Genomic DNA, 21,219 nt, shown 5'->3' with positions numbered 1-21,219 from the left:
CTGCAACCCTCAACGCCGTTCCGGACGCACGGTTCCGGGGCTTTCCCATCGGTGAAGCCCGTGCCTGCACGAACGGTCAGCGGGTCGGCACGGGGCAGGGAATCGTCGGGGGACCGGCGCGCACACCTCCGGGTGGGCCCCGGCGTTCCGACACATCGCGCCGGAGGACCGGCCGCTCCTTTGCCGGAGGCGCGGTCGCCCCATCGCCGGACGAGGGCCTAGGACGGGACGGCGGCGGCGGCGATGTCGACCAGCGCCGCCGGCTCGACCAGGCCGTAGCGGTCGGCCCCGGCCGAGGCCAGGATCAGCACGCCGCAGGCCAGCGCCGCCCCGTCGGCGAGGTCGAACTTCAGCCGCGTGCGCCGGGCGTTGGTGTTGCCGGAGAACGAGAAGCCGCGCATGTCGAGGGCCGACATCATCGCCTGCGCGCGGCGGACCACGGTGAACAGCGCCGGGATCATCAGGTGGGGGATGTTGACCAGCAGGCGCAGCGGCCGGCGCCGGCTGAGCCCCAGCCCCTTGAGGCGCATGGCGTCGGCGATGCGCAGGATGTCGTTGATGCTGAGGTACAGCAGCAGGAACACGTAGCCGACGACGAAGGCGAATCCCTTGGGCAGGCCGACGCCGCGCAGCCCGTCCATCAGCTCGTCGACGTCCATGGTGCACAGCAGGCTGACGCCGATCAGGATCGCGGCGATCCACGCCAGCCCGAGGCGCAGCCCGAACGCCAGCTCCTCGGTCATGGCGAAGGAGCCGGAGGTGAGCGGGCCGAAGGCGGGGATGAGGACGAGGCCGACGACGTTCGGGATCTGCAGCGCCAGCAGGACGGCGAGCCACCGCCAGGGCGCCCGGGCGGCCACCGCGAGGCCGACGCCGACCGCCGTCATGCCGAGCATCCACGGCCAGCTCGGCGCGAGATAGAGGAAGACGACGAGCAGGACGAACAGGCCGATCTTCACCCGCGGGTCGCGGCGATGCAGGAACGAATCGCGGTCGGTGTGCAGGACGGGCACGGCGGTCATGGCGTGGCTCCCCGGATCTGGCCGATCAGCTCGTCGGCGGTGAAGGCGTCGAGGCCGAGGCGGTGCGACAGGCGCGCGGCGCGCGGCGGGGCCAGCGCGGCCTCCTTGAGGCGCTCCCAGGCGGGGCGGGCGAAGACCTCGCGCGGCGGGCCCTCGGCCATCGTCCGGCCGCCCGACAGCGCCAGCACCCGGTCGGCGACGTCGGCGACGAGGTCGGCGTTGTGGTCGAGCACGAGCACCGCCGTGCCCGAGCGCCGCAGGCGTGCCACGACGCCGCGCAGGTGGCGCTGCCCGGCGCCGTCGAGGCCGACCATCGGCTCGTCGAGGATCAGCAGGTCCGGCGCGCGCGCCAGCGCCGTGGCGATCGTCACCAGCTTGCGCTGCCCGAAGGACAGGGCGGTGGGGTCGCAGGCCAGCAGCCGCCGGTCGAGGCGCACGGTCTCGGCCACCTCCTCGACGCGCCGCCGCCGGGCGTCCTCGTCGGCGGCATCGCCGTCGCGGCTCCGGCGCAGCGGAAAGGCGATCTCGTCGGCCACCGTCCGTTCGCTGATGGACTCGTCGGGGTTCTGCACGGCGTAGCCGATCACCGCCGCGCGGTCGCTCACCCCCAGGGCGGCGGCGTCGCGGCCGGCGATGCGGACACAGCCGCGGTCCGGCCGCAACAGGCCGACGGCGAGGCGGGCCAGGGTCGTCTTGCCGGCGCCGTTGGCGCCGAGCAGGCCCACCGTCTGGCGCGCCGCCACCGTCAGGCTGACGCCGTCGATGGTCGGCACGCCGCCGCCGTAGGAGAACGTCACGTCCGCCATGGCCAGCACGGGCGGGGCCTCGGCCGCCTGTCCAACCCCCGCCCGTCCGTCGGCCGGCGGCGCGTCGGCGCCGGGCCGCGCCGCGGCCGCCGGCGGACGGGCGGCGATGCGGGCGCGCAGGGCGTCGAGATCGGCGGTCCCGGCGGCCAGGCCGGCCGCGGCGGCGGCGCGCAGGCGCAGCGGCGCCGCGAAGCCGGCCCGCTCCATCAGGGCCCGGTCGGCGAGGATCTCCGCCGCCGGGCCGATGCCGCACAGCCGGCCGTCCACCATCACCGCCACCCGGTCGGCCAGGTCGAGCAGCAGGTCGGGGTCGTTCTCGGCCAGCAGCACCGCGCGGTTCTCCGCCGCCTCGCGCACCAGCCGGCGCAGATGGTCGCGCGCCTGCGGATCGAAGCCGCCGGCGACGCCGTCCAGAAGCAGCACGTCCGGGCTGCCGGCCAGGGCGGCGGCCAGCACGACCCGGCGCTGCTCGCCGTCCGACAGCTCCCAGACGCGCCGCCGCTCCAGGTCGCCGGTGTCCGCGACGCCGACGCTGCGCAGCACCTCGCGCGCCCTGGCCCGCGCCTCGTCGCGCGCCATGCCGCGGTTCATCAGCGGCGCCGCGACCTCGTCGAGCGCGCGCACCTGGGTGAGCTGGGCGGAGACGTTCTCGGCGACGAAGGTCATCCGCCCCGCCACCGCGTCGCGCGGCGCCGTCTGCGGGTCGATGCCGTCGAGGCGGACGCTGCCGGCGAGGTCGCCGCCGGTGGCGCGCGGCGCCAGCCCGGTCAGGCACAGGCACAGGCTGGTCTTGCCCGCCCCCGCCGGGCCGAGCAGGCCGAGCACCTCGCCCCGCTTCAGGGCGAAGCGGACGCCGTCCACCGCCGGCCGCCCGGTCGCGGGGTAGCGGAAGGTCAGCCCGTCGGCGCACAGGATGCCGTCGAGCGGCTCGCCGGCGGAGGCCTCGCGGGCGCGCTCCCGCAGCGGCTGCGGGTCGTGCGAGCGCGCGCCCTTCGGTGCGAACCCGAGGAGACGCTCGAAGCGCCCGTGCAGGAGCGGCGCCGTCAGGGCCAGCGGCACGGCGCCCCAGAGGACGCCGTGGGTGAGCGTGTTGCCGAGGCCGCTGTAGAGCGCCACGCTGGCGGCCTCGCTGCCGAACAGCAGCAGGGTCGACGCTTCGAACGCCGACTGGACGGCGGCGCCGACGACCGCCGAGAGGGCCGGCCAGGCACGGTTCAGCGGCCGCAGGGCGGCCATGTGGCCGAAGATCAGGACGCCGGCGATGTAGCCGACGAAGCCGAAGGGATCGTCCAGCTCGTAGCCCTCCATCAGGTCGCGGATGCCCTCGCCGAGCGCCATGCCCAGGCCGACGGCGAGCGTCGCCCGGCCGACCGGCAGGAGGGCCGCCAGGAGGAAGGGGATGAAGAACGCCTTCTGGTCGATGTCGACCGGGATTTCCGGAATCACCTCGAGCGGGATCAGCGACAGGAAGAACAGGACGGCGGTGACGCCGAGGATGCCGATGAACTGTGCCGAGGATAGGGTCTGACGGCTTCGCATGTGGCCCCCCGCCCCTTGTCGTCGTGGTTATTACCGACGGGCAAGACAGGCGGCGCGGCCGTGCGTTGCGTGATGGTTCGGTGAATGTTTCGTGTCGCCCCGGCGGCGCGGCGCCGTCACGACGGCGCCAGCCAGCTCACCACGCGGGTGTCGAAGCCCTGCTCCGCGGCGCTCTGGGCCAGCCGCCCGGCCTGGGCGGCGTCGTCCTGCGGGCCGAGCGTGACGGTCAGCCAGCCCGTCGGGTCGGGCGGGTCGGCGACGACGATCACCGGCTGGAAGCCCTTCGCCTGCGCCTCGGCGACGCGGCGCGCGGCCAGGGCCTCCAGCAGGAAGCGGCCGACCGAGACGGAAAAGACGTAGGCCGGCGGCGCCGGTTCCTTGGCCGCCGGCGCCGCCGCCGGGGCGGCCGGGGCGGTGCCGTCCGCCGGCGGCGGGGTGGCCGGCGGCGCGGCCGCCGCCTGGAACAGGGCGCCGCGCAGCGCCGAGGCGGGCGGCAGGTCCAGCGGCGCCCCGAAGGCGAACCCCTTCACCTTGACCGGGGGGACGGCCGCCGCGGCCTTGCCGTCGCCGGACCCGTCGGTCTTGGCGGGCGGTGCGGCGGGCGGTGGGGCGGCCGGCGCGCCCTCCGCCGGCTTGTCCGGGGCGGCCGGAGCGTCCGCCGGAGCAGCGCCCCCCGGAGCGCCCCCCGGAGCGCCCCCCGGAGCGCCCTGCGCGGCCGCGTCGTCCGCCGGCGGCGGCGCCGGATCGGCCGGGGCGGGGCTGGGGGGAGCGTCGGCCACGGGGCCGGACGGCCGCTCCAGGTTGGCGCCGACGACGAGGCCGAGCAGGAACAGCAGCGCGCCGAACACCAGGGCACCGCCGATGACCACCGGCAGGGAGCTGCGGGGAATCGCCATTCAGCGGTCCTTCCCCTCGGGGCCCGGCCGCTTGGCCGCCTCCGGGGCCGGAGGCCGGGCGGCGGGCGGGTGCGTGGCCGCCGGCCTTCCCGGTTCCTCCTTCTTGGCCGGCGCCTCCGCCGCCGCCTGGGCACGGGCGGCGGGCCGGGCCGGCGCGCCGGCGGCGCGCTGGTCGGTCAGCATGCCGCGCTGCATGCCGATGCCCCCCATCTGCAGCTTCTGCCAGGGAACGAACAGCTCGCCGGGAAGCTGCGCCTGGCGGTTCAGGGCGGCGACCGGCTGGTAGGTGCCGGAATAGTTGCTCCACCATTCGAGGCGGCCGCTGTCGAAGCGCGCGGTGCCGGCGTACAGCACCGGCTTGCCGCCGGCCAGCCCGGCGTGGCCGCTGCGCGCCGAGACGTAGGTGTGCGCGTCGTTGCGCGTGGTGCCCTGCACCCGCACGAAGTTGTAGGTGCCGTTGGGCTTGACCCGCAGGCCGCGGTCGGCGGTCTTCAGCAGGAAGTCGTCGCCCTGGATGCGCACCAGCTCGTCGCCGGCCCGGGCGCGCTCGGGCCGGCCGCTGCGCAGGGCGCCGAAGGTGGCCTGGGGCTGCGCCACCGGACGGGCGGCCGGCGCATGGGCGGGCGGGGCGCCGGGGCCGGGCTTCGCCTGCGCGGCTCCCGCCGGCGGGCGGCCGGGCCAGTGGGGCGGCGGCGGGGCGAAGCGTTTGGCCGGGTCGGACATGCGGCGGCGTGCACGGAGCCTGCGGGGAGCGCTGCGCCGACCTTATCGCGGATAACGCCGCGCCCGCAACCGGGATGCGAGAAAGAGGCGGCGCCGCCTCACCGCCCCGTATCGAGGTCCTCCGCCACCGCCTTCAGCAGGTCGTACTGCTCGACGACGATGCTCTGCCGGCCCACCGCGATCAGGCCGCGCTTCTGGAACTTGTCGAGGGTCATGGTGACCCACTGCCGGGTGGCGCCGACGATGGCGGCGAGCTGGTCGTGGGTGACCTTGCGCTCGATCACCAGCCGGTTGCCCTCCGCCCGCCCGTAGGTGTCGGCGAAGATCAGCAGGAGGTGGGCCAGCCGCTCGGTCACCGAGCGGGTGCCCAGCATCTGGATGAGGGCGGAGTAGCACTTGCCCTTCGCCACCAGCCCGTCGATCAGGCAGATGGCGAAGCCCGGCACGGTCTCGATCAGGCGGCGGATGCCGCGGCCGTCGAGGTAGAGCAGGACGGCGTCCTCCTGGACGTCGGCCGACCACATGTGGCTGCCGCCGCCGAAGATCTCCGGCCCGCCGACGAAGTGGCCGGACGTCCAGAAGGCGAGCGTGATCTCGCGGCCCGAGGGGCCGACGTAGAAGGTCCGCACGCTGCCGCTCTCGATCAGCCAGATGCCGTTGTGGGTGTCGCCCTGGAAGAACACGCCCTCGCCGCGCCGGAAGGTGCGGGCGCTGCCGGACGCCCGCACCCGCGCCAGCTCGCGCGGGTCGAGGCGGCCGAGGAAGCCGGCCCCCTCGTCGAGGTGGCCCACCCCCTCGCTGAGGAAGACGGCGGACATCCGGGCGGACTCCGCCTCGCGCGGGCCGGCGCCGGCGCCGGGGGCGGTCCGGGCTGGCGCGCCCATCACCGGCCCTGCGTCTCGAAGGCCTTCAGGCTCTCCGCGCGGATGCGCTCCAGGCAGAGCTTCTTCAGGCGGACGAACTCCTCGCCGGTCGCCATGTCGGGATGGCGCGGCCGCGGCAGGCCGACGGCCAGGTCGTCGATGATGGAGCCGGGGCTGGCGCTCATGATCAGCACCCGGTCGGCGAGGAAGATCGCCTCGTCGACGTCGTGGGTGACGAAGACCACGGTGGTGCCGAACTCGCTCCAGATCCCCAGCAGGCTCTCCTGCATCATCAGCCGGGTCTGCGCGTCGAGGGCGCCGAACGGCTCGTCCATCAGCAGCACGCTGGGGTAGTTGGCGAGCGCCCGGGCGATGCCGACGCGCTGCTGCATGCCGCCCGACAGCTCGGCCGGGTAGGCGTTGGCGAACCGGGTCAGGCCGACCATCTCCAGGAAGGTGTTGGCCGTGGATTCGCACTCGACGGGCCCGAGCCCGGCGACCTTGGGGCCGAAGGCGATGTTCTGGCGGATCGTCTTCCACGGGAACAGCGAATATTGCTGGAACACCATGCCGCGGTCGGGGCCGGGGCCGGTCACCGGCTCGCCGTCGACCCGCACCGCGCCGCCCGACGGGGCGACGTAGCCGGCGATGGCGTTGAGCAGGGTCGACTTGCCGCAGCCGGACGGCCCGAGGATGCAGACGAACTCGCCGGGCCGGATCTCCAGGTCGGTCTCCATGACCGCCGGGCGGGCCTTGGCGCCCGTGCCGAAGGTGATGGAGACGCGGTCGATGGCGATGTGGCCGCGGCCGGGGCCCTTGCGCGGCGGCTGCCGCGGCCGGACGCGGTCCCTGAGGGCGACGACGTTGAGGTTCATGTCCTGGCCTCCCGAAACGGGGCGATGAGGGGGCGGCGGCTGCCGGTCAGCGCGTGCGGCGCTGCCACGCCAGGAAGGGGCGGGTGGCGAGCCTGACCGCGTAGGTGGACAAGGTGCCGAGCGCGCCGATCACCAGCATGCCGACGACGATGTCGGGATAGTTGATCAGCGAGTAGGCGTTCCAGGTGAAGTAGCCGATGCCGTACTGGCCGGAGATGATCTCGCCGGCCAGCAGCGAGAACCAGCTCACCCCCATGCCGATGGCGAGGCCGGCGGCGATCGAGGGCAGGGCGGCCGGCAGGATGACGTTCCAGAAGATCTGCATGCGCGAGGCGCCGAGCGACTTGGCGGCGCGCACCAGGATCTCCGGCGTCTGCTCCACCCCGTGCAGCGTGTTGAGGATGATGGGGAAGAGGGCGCCGAGGAAGGTGATGAAGATGATCGACGCCTCCTCGGTCGGCCACATCAGGATGGCCAGCGGGATCCACGCCACCGCCGGGATCGGCCGCAGGATCTCGATGTAGGGGACGACCATGGCGCGCACCAGGCGCGAGCGCCCCATCAGGGTGCCCAGCACGATCCCCAGCACCGCCGCCGACAGGAAGGCGCTGAAGGTGCGCTGCAGCGACACCAGGATGTGCAGGTAGAACTCGCCGCCGGCGAGGTGGCCGGCCAGCGCCGCGGCCACCGCCGTCGGCGTCGGCACGTTGCGGAAGCTGACGAAGGCCTCGACCCGGTAGAGGGTCGCGAGGTGCCAGATCAGGATGCCGACGAGGATCGAGCCGAGGCTGACGGCGACGTGGCGCAGGTTGCCGGCGGCCCAGGCCCCCGCCGCCTCGCGCAGCGCGCGCAGGGGGGCGGGGCCGCCCGGTGCCGCGACCGGTGCCGCGGCCGGCGCGGCGGTGGTTGCCGCCGGGGGCGTCGCCGGGGCGGCGGCGCCGTCCGGATGCGTCATGGCCAGATGATTGGTGGCCAGATGAGTCGGGGAAGGCGTGCTCATGGAAAACTCCTGCCAAACCGCGGAGGCTGCCGAGGGCGCGGGACGCCGGCGGGGGCGGAGGGCCCCGCCGGGTTGCCCGCGCGTCACGACACCAGCTCGCTCCACCCCGCCAAGGTGCCCTTGTGGGCGGCGGCGTAGGCTTCGGCGTCGCCCTTCTTCATGAAGGGGGTGAGCGCGCCGTCGGCGGTCTTGACGAAGAAGGCGACCTTGCCGAACAGCTTGAGGCCCGTCGCCTTGTCGTAGACGTAGGTGGCGAGCACCGGCTTGCCGGCCTTCTGCGCCGCCAGGTAGGCCTCGGTCATGGCGAGCGGGCTGTCGAAGGTGGTGACACCCTCGCCGTCGACCCACATCTCCGCCGCGGGCAGGCCGGGCGTGTCCGGGGCGGAGGCGACGACCGTCTTCACCGCGGCGTCGTAGTCCAGGCCGCGGGCGGCGAAGGCGGCCTTGACGAAGGTCGGGTCGACCCAGCGGTCGAAGTCGAGCGCGGTGAGGCCGGTCTCCTTGGCCAGCAGCTCGTGGTCGTACTTCAGGGCCTTGAGCCACTCCGGCTTCAGCGACGGCTCGAAGGTGGAGATGCCGCCCTTGGAGAAGTAGAGATAGAGCACCTCCTTCTCCACGCCGGTCCACTCCGCCACCTTGGTGGCGGCGCGCACCGGGTCCTCGGCGATCCATGCCTGGGCCTCCATGGTGGCGTCGAGGTAGGCCTGGACGATCTCCGGGTAGCGCTCGGCGAAGGCCTTGGTGACGACGGTGCCGTGGAAGGTCGGGATGTTCGCTTCGCTGCCGTCGAAGATCTTGCGGCCGGTGCCGCGGAACTCCATGACCTCCGACCAGGGGCAGAAGTCGGCGTGGGCGTCGATCTTGCCCTGGGCGATGTTGACGACGCCGACCGGCGGCGCCTGGTTCTGGATCTTCACCGTGTCGATCAGCCCGGCGTCGCGCAGCGCCTTCAGGGTCATCCCCCAGGCGGCGCTGCCGACGGGGGTGGAGATCGACTTGCCGGCGAGCTGGTCCAGGGCGTAGACGTCGGAGCCCACCGGCACGACGATGCCGTTGCCCGTTCCCTTGAGGTTGTAGCCGGTGACGGCGATCAGCCGCGTCTCGCCGCCGCCCGAGGCCTGGAACTTGGCGCCGTTGACGATCAGCGGATAGTCGCCCATCACGCCGAAGGCCAGCTTGCCCGCCAGCATCTGGTTGGTGATCGGCGGGCCCGACGTGTAGTCCTGGTAGACGACCTCGTAGGTCGCGCCGGCGTACTTGCCGTCCTTGGGCAGGTGCTTCTGGAGAAGGCCGAGCTTCTCCAGGATGATGCCGCCGGGCACGGTGTTGGTCACCGTGCTCTGGTGGCCGATGCCGATCTCGATGGTCTCCGCCGACGCCGCACCGGCCGGCGCCAGCGCCAGCCCGAGAGCGAGAAGGATCGTACAGTGCTTCATGCTTGTACCCTCCCGTGATCGCCGCATGTCCTAGGGATGGGTGCTACGAAGCAAGGCTTGTGCCACTATGCCGCATGTGGCGGAACGCCGCGGGTTCCGGCGAACGGGGGAGGCCGGAGGTGGCGCCTTGTTCGGCATTCGCGGCGGATGCGGGGCGGCCGGGATGCCCGTGTGCGGTGCACATGCCATGGCCGTGGCCCGGTGCCGCGGGGCGGATCTAATACAAGTTGGCGGGGGTGGTGGGGGCGCCTCACCAGCCGACGGCGTGGGCGAGGTGGGGGACCATCCGCCGGACGGTTGCACGGTCCCGATCGGACACGCCGTAGTGATCGAGCCACTCCGGCAGGGCGGCCGCAGCCCCTTCGATGCGCTTCAGGCAGTCCTCGGCCTCGTCCCGCGTCAGGCCGAACCGGTCGTGGGCCGCCATCGCCGTCTGCGGGTCCGCCACCGCGGAGACGCCGCGGGCCGGTCGGAGGACGAGCGCCCTGGGGGCGTGGGGCAGCACGTCGAACACCGGGGAGAGGCGCCACCCCGTACCGTCGTCGATGAAGCCGTGGTTGTGCAGGTGGTCGTCGGTGTTGTTCAGGAAGGCGTTGAGCAACAGCCGCTCGAACAGCAGCTTCGCGCAATCGGCGATTCCCTCCCGCCGTGCCCGGATCGCCAGATCGGCGTAGGAGGCGTTCTCCGGGCGGTAGGTGCCCGGCGGGTGCCCAAGGACGGTGGCCGCGCTGGAATAGGCGAGCCGGCGGCGCCCGGCTCGGTCGAACCGTTTCACCAGCAGGGCCGTGCGGTCCCCGATCTCGATGACCCGGTGTTCCGGCGTCTCGATGCCGGCCTGCCGGGCCACGGACAGGCAGGCCGCCTCGACCCTTTGGTTGTCGAAGGCGTCGTCGCGGCCGCGCAGCTTGGCGATCCATGCCTCGCCATCGATCCGGATGCGCGTCTTCGGCCGTGCGCCACCGATGTCCGCGGCGCTGTCGAGCAGCCGTGTCAGGTGCGACCGGTTGGCGACGCCGTTCTCCACGGCGTCGGCGGCCTCCATCAGCGCCTCCAGATCGTCGGCGTCCGTCGGCAGGACCAGCAGGGCCGGGGCCGGCACCCACACGCCGGGTCCGTCGGCATCGGGACCGAAGCGCAGGTGGCCGATGCGGTCGTCGCCCGCCGCGGCGATGTATTCTGGCGTGCGCAGGGGCACGTCGGGATAGGCCAATCTGAGGATCGCCTTGCCCCAGCCGTCGGGGCTGGCGTCATGGAAGGGCAGGGGGATCTCTTCGGGTGGCACGCTCTGGAAGGCTTTGCGCAGGGGCAGGCCGGCCGCCGCCAGGGGCTTCGCGTCCGGTCGCGCCCTCCAGCCCGGGTCGTAGCGGAAGACGCCTTGCCGTGTCCGGCCGCGCGCACCGCGGAACGTGAGGACTCCCGCCAGGACGGGTTCGCCGGCGACGTCGGCATAGACGGCCATCTCCCGCAGGCGGCCGTCCTCGTCAACCTTCCAGGGACGATGCGCGTTTGCGCCCATGGATCTCCTCCAGGTCCTCACCCAGCGGATCCGAGGCGAGCAGGTCCGCCAGCCGACCGGTGTAGCCGAAGACGGACAGCACCTTCACCAGGACGCCGACGTTCACCGTTTCCTTGCCCCGTTCGAAGGCGATGTAGGTCTTTCTCGTCACGCCGATGCGATCCGCCATCTCCTCCTGCGACAGGTTCCGGCGCAAGCGCGCCAGCCGGACCCGTCGCCCCAGGTGTTCGATGGCATCGGCCTCGTCCGAGGTGAGCAGCACCGGGCGCTTCATAGTGTTCCCTTTAAAGCGCTTAGAGGGCTCTTGAGTACCTTATAGGGGACATTGTGTCAATACGCCGACCATGCGCCACGGTCATCGCATTTGGCTTGATCAACCCTCTCTCCAGGGGGGCTGGCGGATTCACACATTTTGGTGCATTCCCCCCAAGCCACTGATCGGGCAAGAAAAAAGCCCTCGCCCCTCCGGGGAGAGGGAGGGGACCCGCGCCGTCAGGCGCGGGGAGGGTGAGGGGGAATGGCGCGCGTACGCGCGCCGCGAAGGGGCATCCTGCCCCTTCGCCATCCCCTGGCGAGGGCTTGCAGCCCTCGCTGCCCCCTCACCCTGACCCTCTCCCCAGGGGGGAGAGGGGATTCAAAGGCGATCACCCTGCACCCCGCGCCGTCCACCGGCCCGCTGTCAGCCGTGCCCGCCCTACCAGCGCGCCGCGCGCAGCTTGAAGCGGTGGGTTTCCGGGCGGCCGTAGAGGTATTCGAAGTCGATGGGGCGGCCGCCCACCTCGTGGGTCAGGCGCTCGATGCGGATCAGCCGTTCGCCCGGCGGCACGCCGAGGCGGGCGCGCACGGTCTCGTCGGCGGCGACCACGTCCATGGTGATGTCGGCGAAGCCGATCTCGATGCCGAGCCGCGTCTCGATCAGGGTGAAGACGTCGACGTTGGCGAGGTCGAGGCCGAGCAGGACCTCGCCGATGGCCGGCGGGAAATAGCTGACGTCCATCGACATGGCGACGTCGGCGGCGATGCGCAGCCGCTCGATCTTCACCACCGGGGCGCCGCGTTCCAGGGCGAGCGCCGCCGCGGCCTCGGGCGGGGCGGCCACGGTGGCGGCCGACAGCACCTCCGAGCGCGCCGCCACGCCGAGCGGCGCCATGATCTCGCCGAAGCCCTGGAGCCGGCCGAGGTCCTGCACGGCCTTGAGGTTGCGCACGAAGTAGCCCTTGCCCTGGTGCGACTGCACCAGCTCGGCCTCGCGCAGGCAGTCGAGCGCCATGCGCACGGTCACCCGGCTCGCCTGGAAGCTGTTGGCCAGGTCGTTCTCGCTGGGCAGGCAGCTGCCGGGCGGGAAGCGGCCGGCGCAGATGTCGCTCATCAGCGCCGCCTTGATCTGCAGGTATTTCGGCATGCGGCCCGACGCCGTCGGCCGGCCGTCCTTGCCGCGGGGGGTGCGGGGGGCGGCGGTCGCCGGCGATACCCTCATCCTCATGGCGATCTCCCTCTCCCGGGCGGCCCCCGGCGGTGGAAGTCTACACCCCGATCCGCCCCAGCGCCCAGCGCACGTTCTTGCGGACGTCCGGGTCGGGATCGTCGACCAGGGCTTCAAGATAGGGCAGGGCCGCGGCGTCGGCGATCTCCCCCAGCGCCGCCGCCGCCTCCTTGCGCAGGTTGCTGATGTCGTGGTCGAGCGCCGCGGCGATGCCGTGCACCGCCTGGGCCGCCTTGAGCCGGCCGAGGCTGCGCACGGCCTTCACCCGGACCTGCCAGGAGGAGTCGTCGAGCAGCCCCATCAGGCCGGCGACGCCCTGGCGGAAGCCCGACTTGCCGATCACCTCCGCCGCCACCTCGCGCACGGACCAGTCGGCGTCGGCCAGCGCCGCCAGCAGCGCGTCGGCGGCGTGGGGCGAGGCGGAGAAGGCGAGCGCGCCGACCGCGGTGCGGCGCACCTCGGCCACCGGATCGCGGCAGCAGGCGATCAGGGCCGGCAGCGATTCCTCCAGCTTGAGGTAGCCGACGACGCCGATCGCCTGCACCCGCACCGCCGGCTCGGGATCGGACAGGGCGCGGATGCCGGGGCCGAGCGCGTCGGGCCGGCGCAGCTCCTTGAGGCCGCGCAGCGCCCCGGCGCGCACGGCGGCGCTGGGGTGGGCGGTCAGCGGCAGGATCGGCGTGCCGGCGGCCGCGTCCTTCAGCTCGGCCAGGCTGTCGGCGGCGGCCTGGGCGACCCGCGGGTCGGCGTCCTGCAGGCCGCCGGCCAGCGCCTCGGCCGTCTCCGGGCCGTCGAACTCGGCCAGCGCGATGGCGGCCTGCAGGCGCACCTCCGGCGCGGGGTCGCGCAGCGCCGTGGCGATGGCGGCGACGGCGTCGGGGTCGGCGGTGTCGGCCAGCTCCATCACCGCGACCCGGCGCACCGCCGGGTCGGGATCGCCGAGCCGCTCGACCAGGGCGTCGAGGTCGCCGTCGTCCTCGAAGGGCTGGGCAGTCATGGCGTCGGCCTCCGTCACTTCAAGAGGAAGGGGATGTTGACCTTGACCGCGCTGGTCGGGCAGTCGGCCTCGCAAGGCATGCAGTACCAGCACTCGTCGTACTTCATGTAGGCCTTGCCGGTCAGCTCGCTGATGCGCAGCACGTCCAGCGGGCAGACGTCGACGCAGACGGTGCAGCCCTTGTCGGCGATGCACAGGTCGTTGTCGACCACCACGGGAACGGTCGTCGGCGTGTTGGCGAGGGGCATCGGGGATGTCTCCCGTTGAATGCGGTTCCGATTGGTCTCCCTCTCCCCGCCCCGGGAGAGGGCGTTCGAGGCGACGGCGCTACGCCGAGACCTTGACGCGCTGGCGGTAGTAGGCGTCCTTCTCGTCCTCCTCGATGGGGACGATGTAGGGCTTCACCGGCTGCTTCTCGCAGCTCATGACGCCGTCCTTCTTCGACAGCAGGACGTGGCACTTCCAGTCCCGGTCGTTCTTCTCCGGGTGGTCGACCCGCCAGTGGTAGAGGCCCCAGCGGCTCTCGGTGCGGTAGAGCGAGGCGCAGGCGGCCATGTCGGCGCAGTCGAGGATGCTCGCCACCTCGGCGGCGCGCATCAGCTCGTGGGCGTCGCGCACCATCATGCCGCGCTCCATGTCGTCGCGCACCTCGGCCAGGCGGGCCTGGGCGATCTGGTACTTCATGGTGACCTTGGGCGGCTGCAGGTAGTCGTTGACCAGGCGGCGGATCTTGTACTCGAGTTGGTTCGGCGGGATGCCGTCCTCGCGCCGGGTCGGCGCCAGGATGCGCTCGCGTTCGGCCGCCACGTCGGCCGTGTCGAAGGGCTCGAAGTCGACCTCGCCCGCGAAGTCGATGGCGTCCTCGCCGGCGATGGCGCCGTTGGTGAAGGCGCCCAGCATGTAGTTGTGCGGCACGCTCGCCATGTCGCCGGCGGCGTACAGGCCGGACACCGTGGTGCGCGCGCAGTCGTCGACGTACACCCCCGACGCCGAGTGGCCGGAACAGAAGCCGATCTCGGAGATGTGCATCTCGATCATCGACTTGGCGTACTTGGTGCCGCGCCCCTCGTGGAAGCGGCCGCGGCTCGGCCGCTCCACCGTGTGCAGGATGTGCTCGATGTGGCTGGCGGTGTCCTCGTGCAGGTGGTTCAGCTTGAGGAACACCGGGCCGTTGCCCGACTGCAGCTCGTTGTAGAACTCCTGCATCATCTGGCCCGACCAGTAGTCGCACTCGATGAAGCGCTCGCTCTTGTTGTTGGCGGTGTAGCCGCCGAACGGGCCGGCGACGTAGGCGCAGGCGGGGCCGTTGTAGTCCTTGATCAGCGGGTTGATCTGGAAGCACTCGAGGTTCGCCAGCTTGGCCCCGGCGTGGTAGGCCATGGCGTAGCCCTCGCCCGAGTTGGCCGGGTTCTCGTAGGTGCCGAAGAGATAGCCGGAGGTCGGCAGGCCGAGGCGGCCGGCCGCCCCCATGCACAGGATCACCGCCTTGGCGCGCACCACCATCAGCTCGCCGGTGCGGGTGTTGATCGCCATGGTGCCGGCGACGCGGCCCGTCGGGCCGACCAGCAGGCGGGTCGCCATGAAGCGGTTGGAGATCAGGATGCGCACGCGGCGGAGCTGGCGGTAGAGCGCCTTCTTGACGGTGTCGCCGTTGGGCATGGGGAGCACGTAGGTGCCGATGTGGTGCACCTTCTTGACGTCGTACTCGCCGTTCTCGTCCTTCTGGAAGCGGATGCCGAAGCGGTCCAGCTCCTGGATCATGGCGTAGCAGTTCTGGGCGTACTTGTAGACGGCGTCCTGGTCGACGATGCCGTCGTTGGCGATGGTGATCTCCTTGGTGTACTGCTCCGGCGTGGAGTGGCCGGGGATCACCGCGTTGTTGAGGCCGTCCATCCCCATGCTGATGGCGCCGGAGCGCTTGACGTTGGCCTTCTCCAGGAGGATCACCCTGGCGTTGGGGTTCTTCACCTTGGCCTTGTAGGCGGCCATGGGGCCCGCCGTGCCGCCGCCGATGACCAGGACATCGCAGTCCACTTCCGATTGCCCGGACCGGATCTCGTCCATCTTCCCTCTCCGAAATTCCCGTGCGTTGTCGTCAGGCTAGCGGCCGCGGCCGTCGCCGGTCGGTCAAGGAATTGCCTTCACGCCCCGCCGCCCATCGCCCGCAGCAGGGGCCAGGGGTAGATCCCGCGGCGGTGCCCGTCGGAGAAGCCGACGGTGAGTGCGTAGCGGCCGACCGGAGCGACCGAGGCGATGGTCAGCCCGTCCGGCGGCGGCACCGCCAGCCCGGCGAGGCGCAGCCGCGTCGCCCCGGCCGACGGGCAGTGCGCCCGCAAGGTGGCGGCGTCGAGCCGGCTGCGCCGCCCGTCGGCCCAGGCGATCTCCAGCGCGTCGCGCCGTGTCGTCAGGCGCACCTCCAGGGGCGCGCCGCCGTCTTCCTGCATCGTCTTCGGCCTCCGTCCTCGGCGTTTGCGAGCGTCGGGGCCAGCGGACCACGCGGGGGCCCACCGCCGATAGCAACTAGTTGACCGACGCCCCGCGCCGGCCGCGGCAGGCTCCCGGCCAACGAGGGAACCAAGGGGAGACCGGCGATGACCTTTGCCGTCACCGACCAGTGCATCCGCTGCAAGTACACGGACTGCGTCGAGGTGTGTCCCGTCGACTGCTTCTACGAGGGCGCCAACATGCTCGTCATCAACCCGGACGAATGCATCGACTGCGGCGTCTGCGAGCCGGAGTGCCCGGCCGACGCCATCGTCCCCGACACGGCACCGGGTGCCGCGGCGTGGGTCGAGCTGAACCGCACATACGCCGCCCGGTGGCCGAACATCGCCGCCAAGCTCGACCCGCTGCCCGACGCCGAGGCGTGGAACGGCCGGCCGGGCAAGCTGGCCCACCTCGACGAGCGCGCGGCCGAGCCCGCCTGAGAACCGTAAGCCGACAGACGTCTACCCCCTACCCCAACCCTCCCCCGCTTCGCAGGGGAGGGGGCTTTTCTCGCCCTCCCCTGCGAAGCGGGGGAGGGAGGGGACCCGCGGCGCGAGCCGCGGGGAGGGTGGGGGAAAGGCCCGCTTGAGACGAGAAGAGGACGACAGCCCCCATGAACGCGATCACGAAGCCCGCCGAGCTCGCCGGCGCCGTCCCCACCGGCGTGTTCGTCGAGACGGTGACCCACGTCCGGCACTACACCGACCGCCTGTTCGCCTTCCGCACGACGCGGCCGGGCAGCTTCCGCTTCCGCTCCGGCGAGTTCGTCATGATCGGCCTGATGGCCGGGGACAAGCCGCTGTTCCGCGCCTACTCGATCGCCAGCCCGTCCTGGGCGGAGGAGCTGGAGTTCTTCTCCATCAAGGTGCCCGACGGGCCGCTGACCTCGCGCCTCCAGCTCATCCAGCCGGGCGACCCGCTGTTCGTCCGCAAGAAGCCGACGGGCACCCTGGTGCTCGACGCGCTGACCCCGGGCCGGCGGCTCTACCTGTTCTCCACCGGCACCGGCATCGCCCCCTTCGCCAGCGTGGTGCGCGATCCCGAGACCTACGAGAAGTTCGAGGAGGTCGTCCTCGTCCACGGCTGCCGGCAGGTGGCCGAGCTGCGCTACGGCGTCGACCTGGTGGCGGAGACCCTCGCCGACCCGCTGGTCGGCGAGTTCGCCGCCGGGCGCCTGCGCCACGTCACCAGCGCCACGCGCGAGCCGCATCCCTGCCGCGAGCGGGTGACGGCGCTGATCGGCGGCGGCCGGCTGTTCGCCGACCTCGGCGTGCCGCCGCTCGACCCGGCGGTGGACCGGGCGATGATCTGCGGCTCGGTGGAGATGCTGGCCGACACCAAGGCCCTGCTGGAGGCCGCCGGGCTGCGCGAGGGCGCCAACAACGCGCCGGGCGAGTTCGTCATCGAACGCGCGTTCGTGGAATGATCGCCCGGCGGCTGCGCGCGCCGGTGCCGGGCCTGGCGCTGTGCGTCGCCATCGCCGTGGCGGCGATGGCGGTCCAGGCGGTGGAGCGCCGGCTCGCCGGCACGGTCCACCTGGACCCGATGGTGCTCGCCATCCTGATCGGCATGGCCGTGGCGGCGGCGGCGCGCCCCGGCCCCGCCCTGGCGCCGGGGATCGCCGTCGCCGCCAAGCCGCTGCTGGAGCTGACCGTCGCCCTGCTCGGCGTCTCGGTGACCTTCGCGCAGATCGCCGCCGCCGGTCCGTCCCTGCTGGCCGCCATCGTCGCCGTGGTGGCGGCGGCCATCGCCACGGGCTACGCGCTGTCGCGCCTGTGCGGACTCGACCGCCGCATGGCGGTGCTGATCGCCTGCGGCAACGCGGTGTGCGGCAACTCCGCCATCGCCGCGGTGGCGCCGGCGATCCGCGCCGCGCCCGAGGACGTCGCCTCGGCGATCACCTTCAGCGCGGTGATGGGGGTCGCCGTGGTGCTGCTGCTGCCGGTGCTGATGGCGCTCGCCGGCCTGTCGGAATCGCAGTACGGCGTGCTGGCCGGCCTGACCATCTACGCGGTTCCCCAGGTGCTGGCGGCGACGGCGCCGGTGAGCGTGCTCAGCGTCCAGCTGGGGACCGTGGTGAAGCTGGTGCGCGTGCTGACCCTGGGGCCCGTGGTGCTGCTGATGGCGCTGCTGGTGCGGCGGCTCGACGGGGCCGAGGCGGGCGCCGCGCCGGCCGCCGCGCCGGCCGCCGCGCCGGCCGCCTCTGGGCGTTCCCTGGCCCTGCGCCAGGCGGTGCCCTGGTTCGTGCCGGTCTTCCTGGCGCTGGCGGCGCTGCGCAGCGCCGGGGCGGTTCCCGACGGCGTGGCCGCCGACGGGCTGGCGCTGACCCGTGTCCTGAGCGTCGTCGCCATGGCCGGGCTCGGCCTGTGCGTCGACGTCCGCCATCTCTGGCGGCTCAGCGGCCGCCTGTCGCTGGCCGTCACCACCTCGCTGCTCGCCCTGATCGCCATCGGCTTCGCCGCGATCCGCCTGCTCGGCGTCACATGATTCGCCGGCTCGGCGTCGCGTGATCCGCTCACGCCTGGGTCTGGAACTGGCCGGCCATGGAGATGGAGATGACGCCGCCCCAGCTGCACATGCATTTGCAGCTGTTGTTGAGCGTCGGCATGTTGCCGGTCAGCACCTGCGGCACGCCGGGGATCCAGGGTGCGGCGGTGACCGGGATGCAGGGCATCGGCGTCAGCACGCCGAACGCCGCGGCGGTGGCCGCCGCCACCATGGGATTGGCCAGGCTCTGGCACATGCCGAAGGGCAGGATGTTCACCATCGGCGCGTAGTCCATGATGTTGGCGACGGGCGGCCCGCCGGCCATCACCCGGTTGACCGGCAGCACCGACAGCGTGCTGGGCGCCACGCCGAAGCTGCACTGGGTCATCGCCCCCGCCACCACCACCTGTCCCATGGCGTCGCTCCTCGTCCGCCGCGTTTCTTCTATTTGCCGCGCAGCCGCGCCACCAGGCCCTTCCTGCTGGCCGGCGCGTCGGGATCGTCGAGGCGTTCCGGGCCCTCGACCACCGCCCCGGCGCGGTAGAGGGTGCGTTCCGCCGGCGCGCCGCCGGGGTGGAACTCCAGCGCTTCGCCGTCGGGCAGATCGTCCTTGTGGGGGACGCGGCGGCGCACGCTGCCGTCGGGGCGGTACTCCACGAGGTCGCCGTCGAGCCGGTCGTCCTTGTACTCGGCGCTCATCAGCGGCTTGCCCTCGGCGGTGAAGCACTCCATCCGCCCGTGGCGCTTGCCGGCGGCGTAGCGCACCACCGACAGGAGGCGCCCGGCCGGGTCGTAGCCGCGCATCGCGCCGTCCAGCAGCCCGGCGGCGTAGGTCATCTCGGTCTGCGGCACGCCGTTGCGGAAGACGGTGGCCGGGCCGTCGGGCACGCCGGCGCGGTAGAGCATGCGCATGGCGACCGTGCCGTCCGGCGCGTACGCGACGAACTCCCCGTCGGGCCGGCCGTCGGGGCCGAGGGTGGTGGTCGAGACGAGGCGGCCGTCGTCGGCGCGCGCTTCGAGGACGGTGGGCTCGTCCATGGGGCCCTCAGTTCAGCTTGATGATGCCGCCCTTCACCTCGGTCATGCCGCCGCCGTCGATGCTGGCCTGGGCGCTGCCCTTGACGGTGACGGTGGTGCCGCCCTGGAGCGTGGCACCGGTGTCCGCCTTCACGGTGGCGCTCATGCCCTGGACGGTGGCGGCGTTGGTGGCCTTGGCGGTCAGCCCGGCCGAGGAGGTCAGGCTCATGTCGGAGGTGGACTTCACCGTCAGGCCCTTGCCCGCCTCGATGGTGACGGCGCCGCTCGCCTTGATGGTGATGTCGCCGTCCACCGTCAGGGTGAAGTCCTTCGAGACGGTCTGGGTGTACGCGTCCTTGTTGGTGTGCGTCTCCGCCCCCTCCACGGTGACGCCGCGCGTGCCCTTGACCGAGTGCGTCTCGTTGCCCTTGGCGACCGCGCTGGTGCGGTTGCCCTCGCTGATGGTGAGGGTGTCGTTGCCCTTGGAGATGGTGGTGGAGCGGTTGCCCTGGTTCAGGGTCAGGGTGTCGTCGGCGGCGTCCACCGTCGTCGTGCGGCTGTTCTTGATCAGGACGGTCATGTCTTTCTGCGCCTGGACGTAGATCTCCTCCGAATCCGCCTTGTCCTCGAAGCGGATCTCGTTGTAGCCGTTGCCGCCGGTGGAGCTGTTGGTCTTGATGGTGCTCTTGGTCTGGTCGTCGGTCAGGGCGTAGGGCAGGGTGTTGGTGCCGTTGTAGACGCAGCCGGTGACGATGGGCAGGTCGGGGTTGCCCTCCAGGAAGCTGACGACCACCTCCATGCCGATGCGCGGCAGGAAGAAGGCCCCCCAGCTCTTGCCGGCCCAGCCCTGGGCGACGCGGATCCAGCACGAGCTGTTCTCGTCGTTGGTGCCCTGCTGGTCCCAGGGGAACTGCACCTTCACCCGTCCGTACTGGTCGGTGTAGATCTCCTGCCCCGACTTGCCGACCACGGTGGCGGTCTGGGTGCCGGCGATGCGCGGGCGCGGGGTGACGCGCGGCGGCCGGAAGGTGGTGGCCGAGGGCAGGGCGGTGAAGCTGTTGTCGTACTCCCGGAACGTCGCGCGGTGGCTGACGCTGTGCAGCACCCACTCGGCGTTGAGGTCGCTGCGCGGGTGCTTGGACAGGGTGAAGCTCTGCCCCGCCGTGAAGGCGCGCACCACGGAGGCGCCGCTCAGCCGCTTGGCCCCGGCCTGCAGCGCGTCGACCCGCACCTTGGCCAGCGCGTCGCCCTGGTCCTTGGTGGTGTAGTTGCCGGGATACTCGTAGACCTGCGGGGCGCCCGAGGTGCCGGTGACGCTGGCCTTCAGCTCGGTCGCCGGGGTGGTGAAGTTGTAGTCGTCGGTCTGGTAGACGCCGCTGGCGACCGCCTGCTCGAGCGAACAGTTCGTGACGTGCAGCCCGTCGATCCAGTCCTTGCCGGTGGGCAGCGCCAGGTAGGGCACCGTCGCGGTGCCGGAGATCGCCGCGAAGGCCGAGGCGTCGTCGGCCAGCACCAGGGTGTGCTTGCCCGATTCGTGGGTGAAGAAGTAGAAGATGCCCTCGTCCTCCATCAGCCGCAGGACGAAGTCGAGGTGGCTCTCGCCGTACTGCACGCAGTACTCGCGCGTGGTGTAGGTGGCGGTCGTCGAGTCCTTGAAGTCGCTGAAGCCGAGGTTGCCGAACACCGCCTTGATGATGTCGACCGCGGTCTGGTTCTGGAAGATGCGGTGGTCGCTGCTGAAGCCCAGCATCCACAGCCAGGGCCGCAGCTCGGCGACGTAGGCGGTGGCGGTCTGCACGACCCGCGCGCACACCCCGTCGACGATCCGGGTGGCGCCGGCGTCGCCGGTCAGGGTCACCGTGAGGTGCTGGCCCACCAGCGTGCCGAGGTCGACGTCCTGGGCGCCGGTCGCCGACTGCATGACGAGCGTGAAGGCGAACAGGCCCGACACCTCCTCGCTGCCGCTGAACTCCTGCAGGATCAGGGCGTCCTTGCCGAGCGGCGTGGTGACCGCCAGCGACGCCTTGTCCTGGGTGGTGGCCCGGTCGCTCATTCGCCCTCGCTCATGGGCC

21 protein-coding genes are annotated in these 21,219 nt (G+C 72.4%); 3 read left to right on the top strand and 18 right to left on the bottom strand.

Annotated elements, in window-relative coordinates:
• Positions 1 to 218: 218 nt before the first annotated feature.
• The 15 genes from ACSBPG_RS15155 to ACSBPG_RS15085 all read right to left on the bottom strand — a co-directional run bounded on the left by ACSBPG_RS15155 (position 219) and on the right by ACSBPG_RS15085 (position 15,600).
• On the bottom strand, positions 219 to 1,022 hold the full coding sequence (locus tag ACSBPG_RS15155; RefSeq protein WP_435538016.1) for an energy-coupling factor transporter transmembrane component T family protein: 804 nt from the start codon (positions 1,020 to 1,022) through the stop codon (positions 219 to 221).
• Complete coding sequence (locus ACSBPG_RS15150) at positions 1,019 to 3,367, bottom strand: ABC transporter ATP-binding protein (protein WP_435538015.1); 2,349 nt, start codon at positions 3,365 to 3,367, stop codon at positions 1,019 to 1,021. Before ACSBPG_RS15150 ends, ACSBPG_RS15155 begins: the two co-directional genes overlap by 4 nt.
• 116 nt (positions 3,368 to 3,483) lie before the next feature.
• Positions 3,484 to 4,263: a hypothetical protein gene (locus ACSBPG_RS15145; protein ID WP_435538014.1), complete on the bottom strand. Its 780-nt coding sequence runs from the start codon at positions 4,261 to 4,263 to the stop codon at positions 3,484 to 3,486.
• The gene (locus tag ACSBPG_RS15140) at positions 4,264 to 4,986 is read right to left on the bottom strand and encodes a hypothetical protein (RefSeq protein WP_435538013.1); all 723 of its coding nucleotides are present in this window, start codon (positions 4,984 to 4,986) and stop codon (positions 4,264 to 4,266) included.
• 98 nt (positions 4,987 to 5,084) lie between these two features.
• Entirely contained in the window at positions 5,085 to 5,804 is a 720-nt protein-coding gene (locus ACSBPG_RS15135) for a Crp/Fnr family transcriptional regulator (protein WP_435538012.1), read from the bottom strand.
• 65 nt (positions 5,805 to 5,869) lie between these two features.
• Complete coding sequence (locus ACSBPG_RS15130) at positions 5,870 to 6,724, bottom strand: ABC transporter ATP-binding protein (protein ID WP_435538011.1); 855 nt, start codon at positions 6,722 to 6,724, stop codon at positions 5,870 to 5,872.
• Between the two features lie 46 nt (positions 6,725 to 6,770).
• On the bottom strand, positions 6,771 to 7,724 hold the full coding sequence (locus ACSBPG_RS15125; RefSeq protein ID WP_435538010.1) for an ABC transporter permease: 954 nt from the start codon (positions 7,722 to 7,724) through the stop codon (positions 6,771 to 6,773).
• Positions 7,725 to 7,807: 83 nt separating this feature from the next.
• Positions 7,808 to 9,160 carry an ABC transporter substrate-binding protein gene (locus ACSBPG_RS15120; RefSeq protein WP_435538009.1) on the bottom strand — a complete coding sequence of 451 codons (1,353 nt, stop codon included), beginning with the start codon at positions 9,158 to 9,160 and terminating at the stop codon, positions 7,808 to 7,810.
• Between the two features lie 250 nt (positions 9,161 to 9,410).
• Positions 9,411 to 10,676, bottom strand: coding sequence for a type II toxin-antitoxin system HipA family toxin (locus ACSBPG_RS15115; protein ID WP_435538008.1), 1,266 nt, complete (start codon positions 10,674 to 10,676; stop codon positions 9,411 to 9,413).
• The gene (locus ACSBPG_RS15110) at positions 10,642 to 10,950 is read right to left on the bottom strand and encodes a helix-turn-helix transcriptional regulator (RefSeq protein WP_435538007.1); all 309 of its coding nucleotides are present in this window, start codon (positions 10,948 to 10,950) and stop codon (positions 10,642 to 10,644) included. Before ACSBPG_RS15110 ends, ACSBPG_RS15115 begins: the two co-directional genes overlap by 35 nt.
• Positions 10,951 to 11,370: 420 nt before the next feature.
• Positions 11,371 to 12,159 (bottom strand): GntR family transcriptional regulator, encoded by a 789-nt coding sequence (locus tag ACSBPG_RS15105; RefSeq protein WP_435538006.1) that lies wholly within the window; start codon positions 12,157 to 12,159, stop codon positions 11,371 to 11,373.
• A gap of 40 nt (positions 12,160 to 12,199) precedes the next feature.
• A complete protein-coding gene (locus ACSBPG_RS15100) occupies positions 12,200 to 13,156 on the bottom strand; it encodes a HEAT repeat domain-containing protein (RefSeq protein ID WP_435538005.1) in 957 nt (318 codons plus the stop codon).
• 14 nt (positions 13,157 to 13,170) lie between these two features.
• Complete coding sequence (locus ACSBPG_RS15095) at positions 13,171 to 13,404, bottom strand: 4Fe-4S dicluster domain-containing protein (RefSeq protein ID WP_435538004.1); 234 nt, start codon at positions 13,402 to 13,404, stop codon at positions 13,171 to 13,173.
• Between the two features lie 79 nt (positions 13,405 to 13,483).
• Positions 13,484 to 15,220 carry a fumarate reductase/succinate dehydrogenase flavoprotein subunit gene (locus ACSBPG_RS15090; RefSeq protein WP_435538003.1) on the bottom strand — a complete coding sequence of 579 codons (1,737 nt, stop codon included), beginning with the start codon at positions 15,218 to 15,220 and terminating at the stop codon, positions 13,484 to 13,486.
• 77 nt (positions 15,221 to 15,297) lie between these two features.
• Positions 15,298 to 15,600: a DUF971 domain-containing protein gene (locus tag ACSBPG_RS15085; protein ID WP_435538002.1), complete on the bottom strand. Its 303-nt coding sequence runs from the start codon at positions 15,598 to 15,600 to the stop codon at positions 15,298 to 15,300.
• 147 nt (positions 15,601 to 15,747) lie between these two features.
• Between ACSBPG_RS15085 and fdxA the strand changes: the two genes are divergently transcribed.
• The 3 genes from fdxA to ACSBPG_RS15070 all read left to right on the top strand — a co-directional run bounded on the left by fdxA (position 15,748) and on the right by ACSBPG_RS15070 (position 18,130).
• The gene (gene fdxA, locus ACSBPG_RS15080) at positions 15,748 to 16,083 is read left to right on the top strand and encodes a ferredoxin FdxA (protein ID WP_435538001.1); all 336 of its coding nucleotides are present in this window, start codon (positions 15,748 to 15,750) and stop codon (positions 16,081 to 16,083) included.
• Between the two features lie 173 nt (positions 16,084 to 16,256).
• Entirely contained in the window at positions 16,257 to 17,069 is an 813-nt protein-coding gene (locus tag ACSBPG_RS15075) for a ferredoxin--NADP reductase (protein WP_435538000.1), read from the top strand.
• Positions 17,066 to 18,130, top strand: a complete 1,065-nt coding sequence (locus ACSBPG_RS15070; RefSeq protein ID WP_435537999.1) for a YeiH family protein — start codon at positions 17,066 to 17,068, stop codon at positions 18,128 to 18,130. Before ACSBPG_RS15075 ends, ACSBPG_RS15070 begins: the two co-directional genes overlap by 4 nt.
• A gap of 28 nt (positions 18,131 to 18,158) precedes the next feature.
• Here ACSBPG_RS15070 and ACSBPG_RS15065 read toward each other — a convergent pair whose 3' ends face one another.
• From ACSBPG_RS15065 to ACSBPG_RS15055, 3 genes are read right to left on the bottom strand one after another with little or no spacing between them, the layout of a single operon-like run.
• Positions 18,159 to 18,545 (bottom strand): DUF4280 domain-containing protein, encoded by a 387-nt coding sequence (locus ACSBPG_RS15065; RefSeq protein WP_435537998.1) that lies wholly within the window; start codon positions 18,543 to 18,545, stop codon positions 18,159 to 18,161.
• A gap of 29 nt (positions 18,546 to 18,574) precedes the next feature.
• Positions 18,575 to 19,168 carry a toxin-antitoxin system YwqK family antitoxin gene (locus tag ACSBPG_RS15060; RefSeq protein WP_435537997.1) on the bottom strand — a complete coding sequence of 198 codons (594 nt, stop codon included), beginning with the start codon at positions 19,166 to 19,168 and terminating at the stop codon, positions 18,575 to 18,577.
• Between the two features lie 7 nt (positions 19,169 to 19,175).
• Positions 19,176 to 21,200, bottom strand: a complete 2,025-nt coding sequence (locus ACSBPG_RS15055; protein WP_435537996.1) for a type VI secretion system Vgr family protein — start codon at positions 21,198 to 21,200, stop codon at positions 19,176 to 19,178.
• Between the last annotated feature and the right edge of the window lie 19 nt (positions 21,201 to 21,219).

The organism is Azospirillum sp. ST 5-10 (genome assembly GCF_051225715.1).
Classification (GTDB): domain Bacteria; phylum Pseudomonadota; class Alphaproteobacteria; order Azospirillales; family Azospirillaceae; genus Azospirillum.
This window is presented reverse-complemented; position numbering and strand designations above follow the sequence as displayed.

What these genes read in the sequence shown, in the direction of transcription:
- ACSBPG_RS15125 (WP_435538010.1), bottom strand. Translation starts at nt 7,724, where the DNA reads ATGAGCACGCCTTCCCCGACTCATCTGGCCACCAATCATCTGGCCATG.
- ACSBPG_RS15055 (WP_435537996.1), bottom strand. Translation starts at nt 21,200, where the DNA reads ATGAGCGACCGGGCCACCACCCAGGACAAGGCGTCGCTGGCGGTCACC.
- ACSBPG_RS15070 (WP_435537999.1), top strand. Translation starts at nt 17,066, where the DNA reads ATGATCGCCCGGCGGCTGCGCGCGCCGGTGCCGGGCCTGGCGCTGTGC.
- ACSBPG_RS15090 (WP_435538003.1), bottom strand. Translation starts at nt 15,220, where the DNA reads ATGGACGAGATCCGGTCCGGGCAATCGGAAGTGGACTGCGATGTCCTG.
- ACSBPG_RS15065 (WP_435537998.1), bottom strand. Translation starts at nt 18,545, where the DNA reads ATGGGACAGGTGGTGGTGGCGGGGGCGATGACCCAGTGCAGCTTCGGC.
- ACSBPG_RS15115 (WP_435538008.1), bottom strand. Translation starts at nt 10,676, where the DNA reads ATGGGCGCAAACGCGCATCGTCCCTGGAAGGTTGACGAGGACGGCCGC.
- ACSBPG_RS15120 (WP_435538009.1), bottom strand. Translation starts at nt 9,160, where the DNA reads ATGAAGCACTGTACGATCCTTCTCGCTCTCGGGCTGGCGCTGGCGCCG.
- ACSBPG_RS15130 (WP_435538011.1), bottom strand. Translation starts at nt 6,724, where the DNA reads ATGAACCTCAACGTCGTCGCCCTCAGGGACCGCGTCCGGCCGCGGCAG.
- ACSBPG_RS15140 (WP_435538013.1), bottom strand. Translation starts at nt 4,986, where the DNA reads ATGTCCGACCCGGCCAAACGCTTCGCCCCGCCGCCGCCCCACTGGCCC.
- ACSBPG_RS15105 (WP_435538006.1), bottom strand. Translation starts at nt 12,159, where the DNA reads ATGAGGATGAGGGTATCGCCGGCGACCGCCGCCCCCCGCACCCCCCGC.
- ACSBPG_RS15060 (WP_435537997.1), bottom strand. Translation starts at nt 19,168, where the DNA reads ATGGACGAGCCCACCGTCCTCGAAGCGCGCGCCGACGACGGCCGCCTC.
- ACSBPG_RS15075 (WP_435538000.1), top strand. Translation starts at nt 16,257, where the DNA reads ATGAACGCGATCACGAAGCCCGCCGAGCTCGCCGGCGCCGTCCCCACC.
- ACSBPG_RS15095 (WP_435538004.1), bottom strand. Translation starts at nt 13,404, where the DNA reads ATGCCCCTCGCCAACACGCCGACGACCGTTCCCGTGGTGGTCGACAAC.
- ACSBPG_RS15135 (WP_435538012.1), bottom strand. Translation starts at nt 5,804, where the DNA reads ATGTCCGCCGTCTTCCTCAGCGAGGGGGTGGGCCACCTCGACGAGGGG.
- ACSBPG_RS15085 (WP_435538002.1), bottom strand. Translation starts at nt 15,600, where the DNA reads ATGCAGGAAGACGGCGGCGCGCCCCTGGAGGTGCGCCTGACGACACGG.
- ACSBPG_RS15110 (WP_435538007.1), bottom strand. Translation starts at nt 10,950, where the DNA reads ATGAAGCGCCCGGTGCTGCTCACCTCGGACGAGGCCGATGCCATCGAA.
- fdxA (WP_435538001.1), top strand. Translation starts at nt 15,748, where the DNA reads ATGACCTTTGCCGTCACCGACCAGTGCATCCGCTGCAAGTACACGGAC.
- ACSBPG_RS15145 (WP_435538014.1), bottom strand. Translation starts at nt 4,263, where the DNA reads ATGGCGATTCCCCGCAGCTCCCTGCCGGTGGTCATCGGCGGTGCCCTG.
- ACSBPG_RS15150 (WP_435538015.1), bottom strand. Translation starts at nt 3,367, where the DNA reads ATGCGAAGCCGTCAGACCCTATCCTCGGCACAGTTCATCGGCATCCTC.
- ACSBPG_RS15155 (WP_435538016.1), bottom strand. Translation starts at nt 1,022, where the DNA reads ATGACCGCCGTGCCCGTCCTGCACACCGACCGCGATTCGTTCCTGCAT.
- ACSBPG_RS15100 (WP_435538005.1), bottom strand. Translation starts at nt 13,156, where the DNA reads ATGACTGCCCAGCCCTTCGAGGACGACGGCGACCTCGACGCCCTGGTC.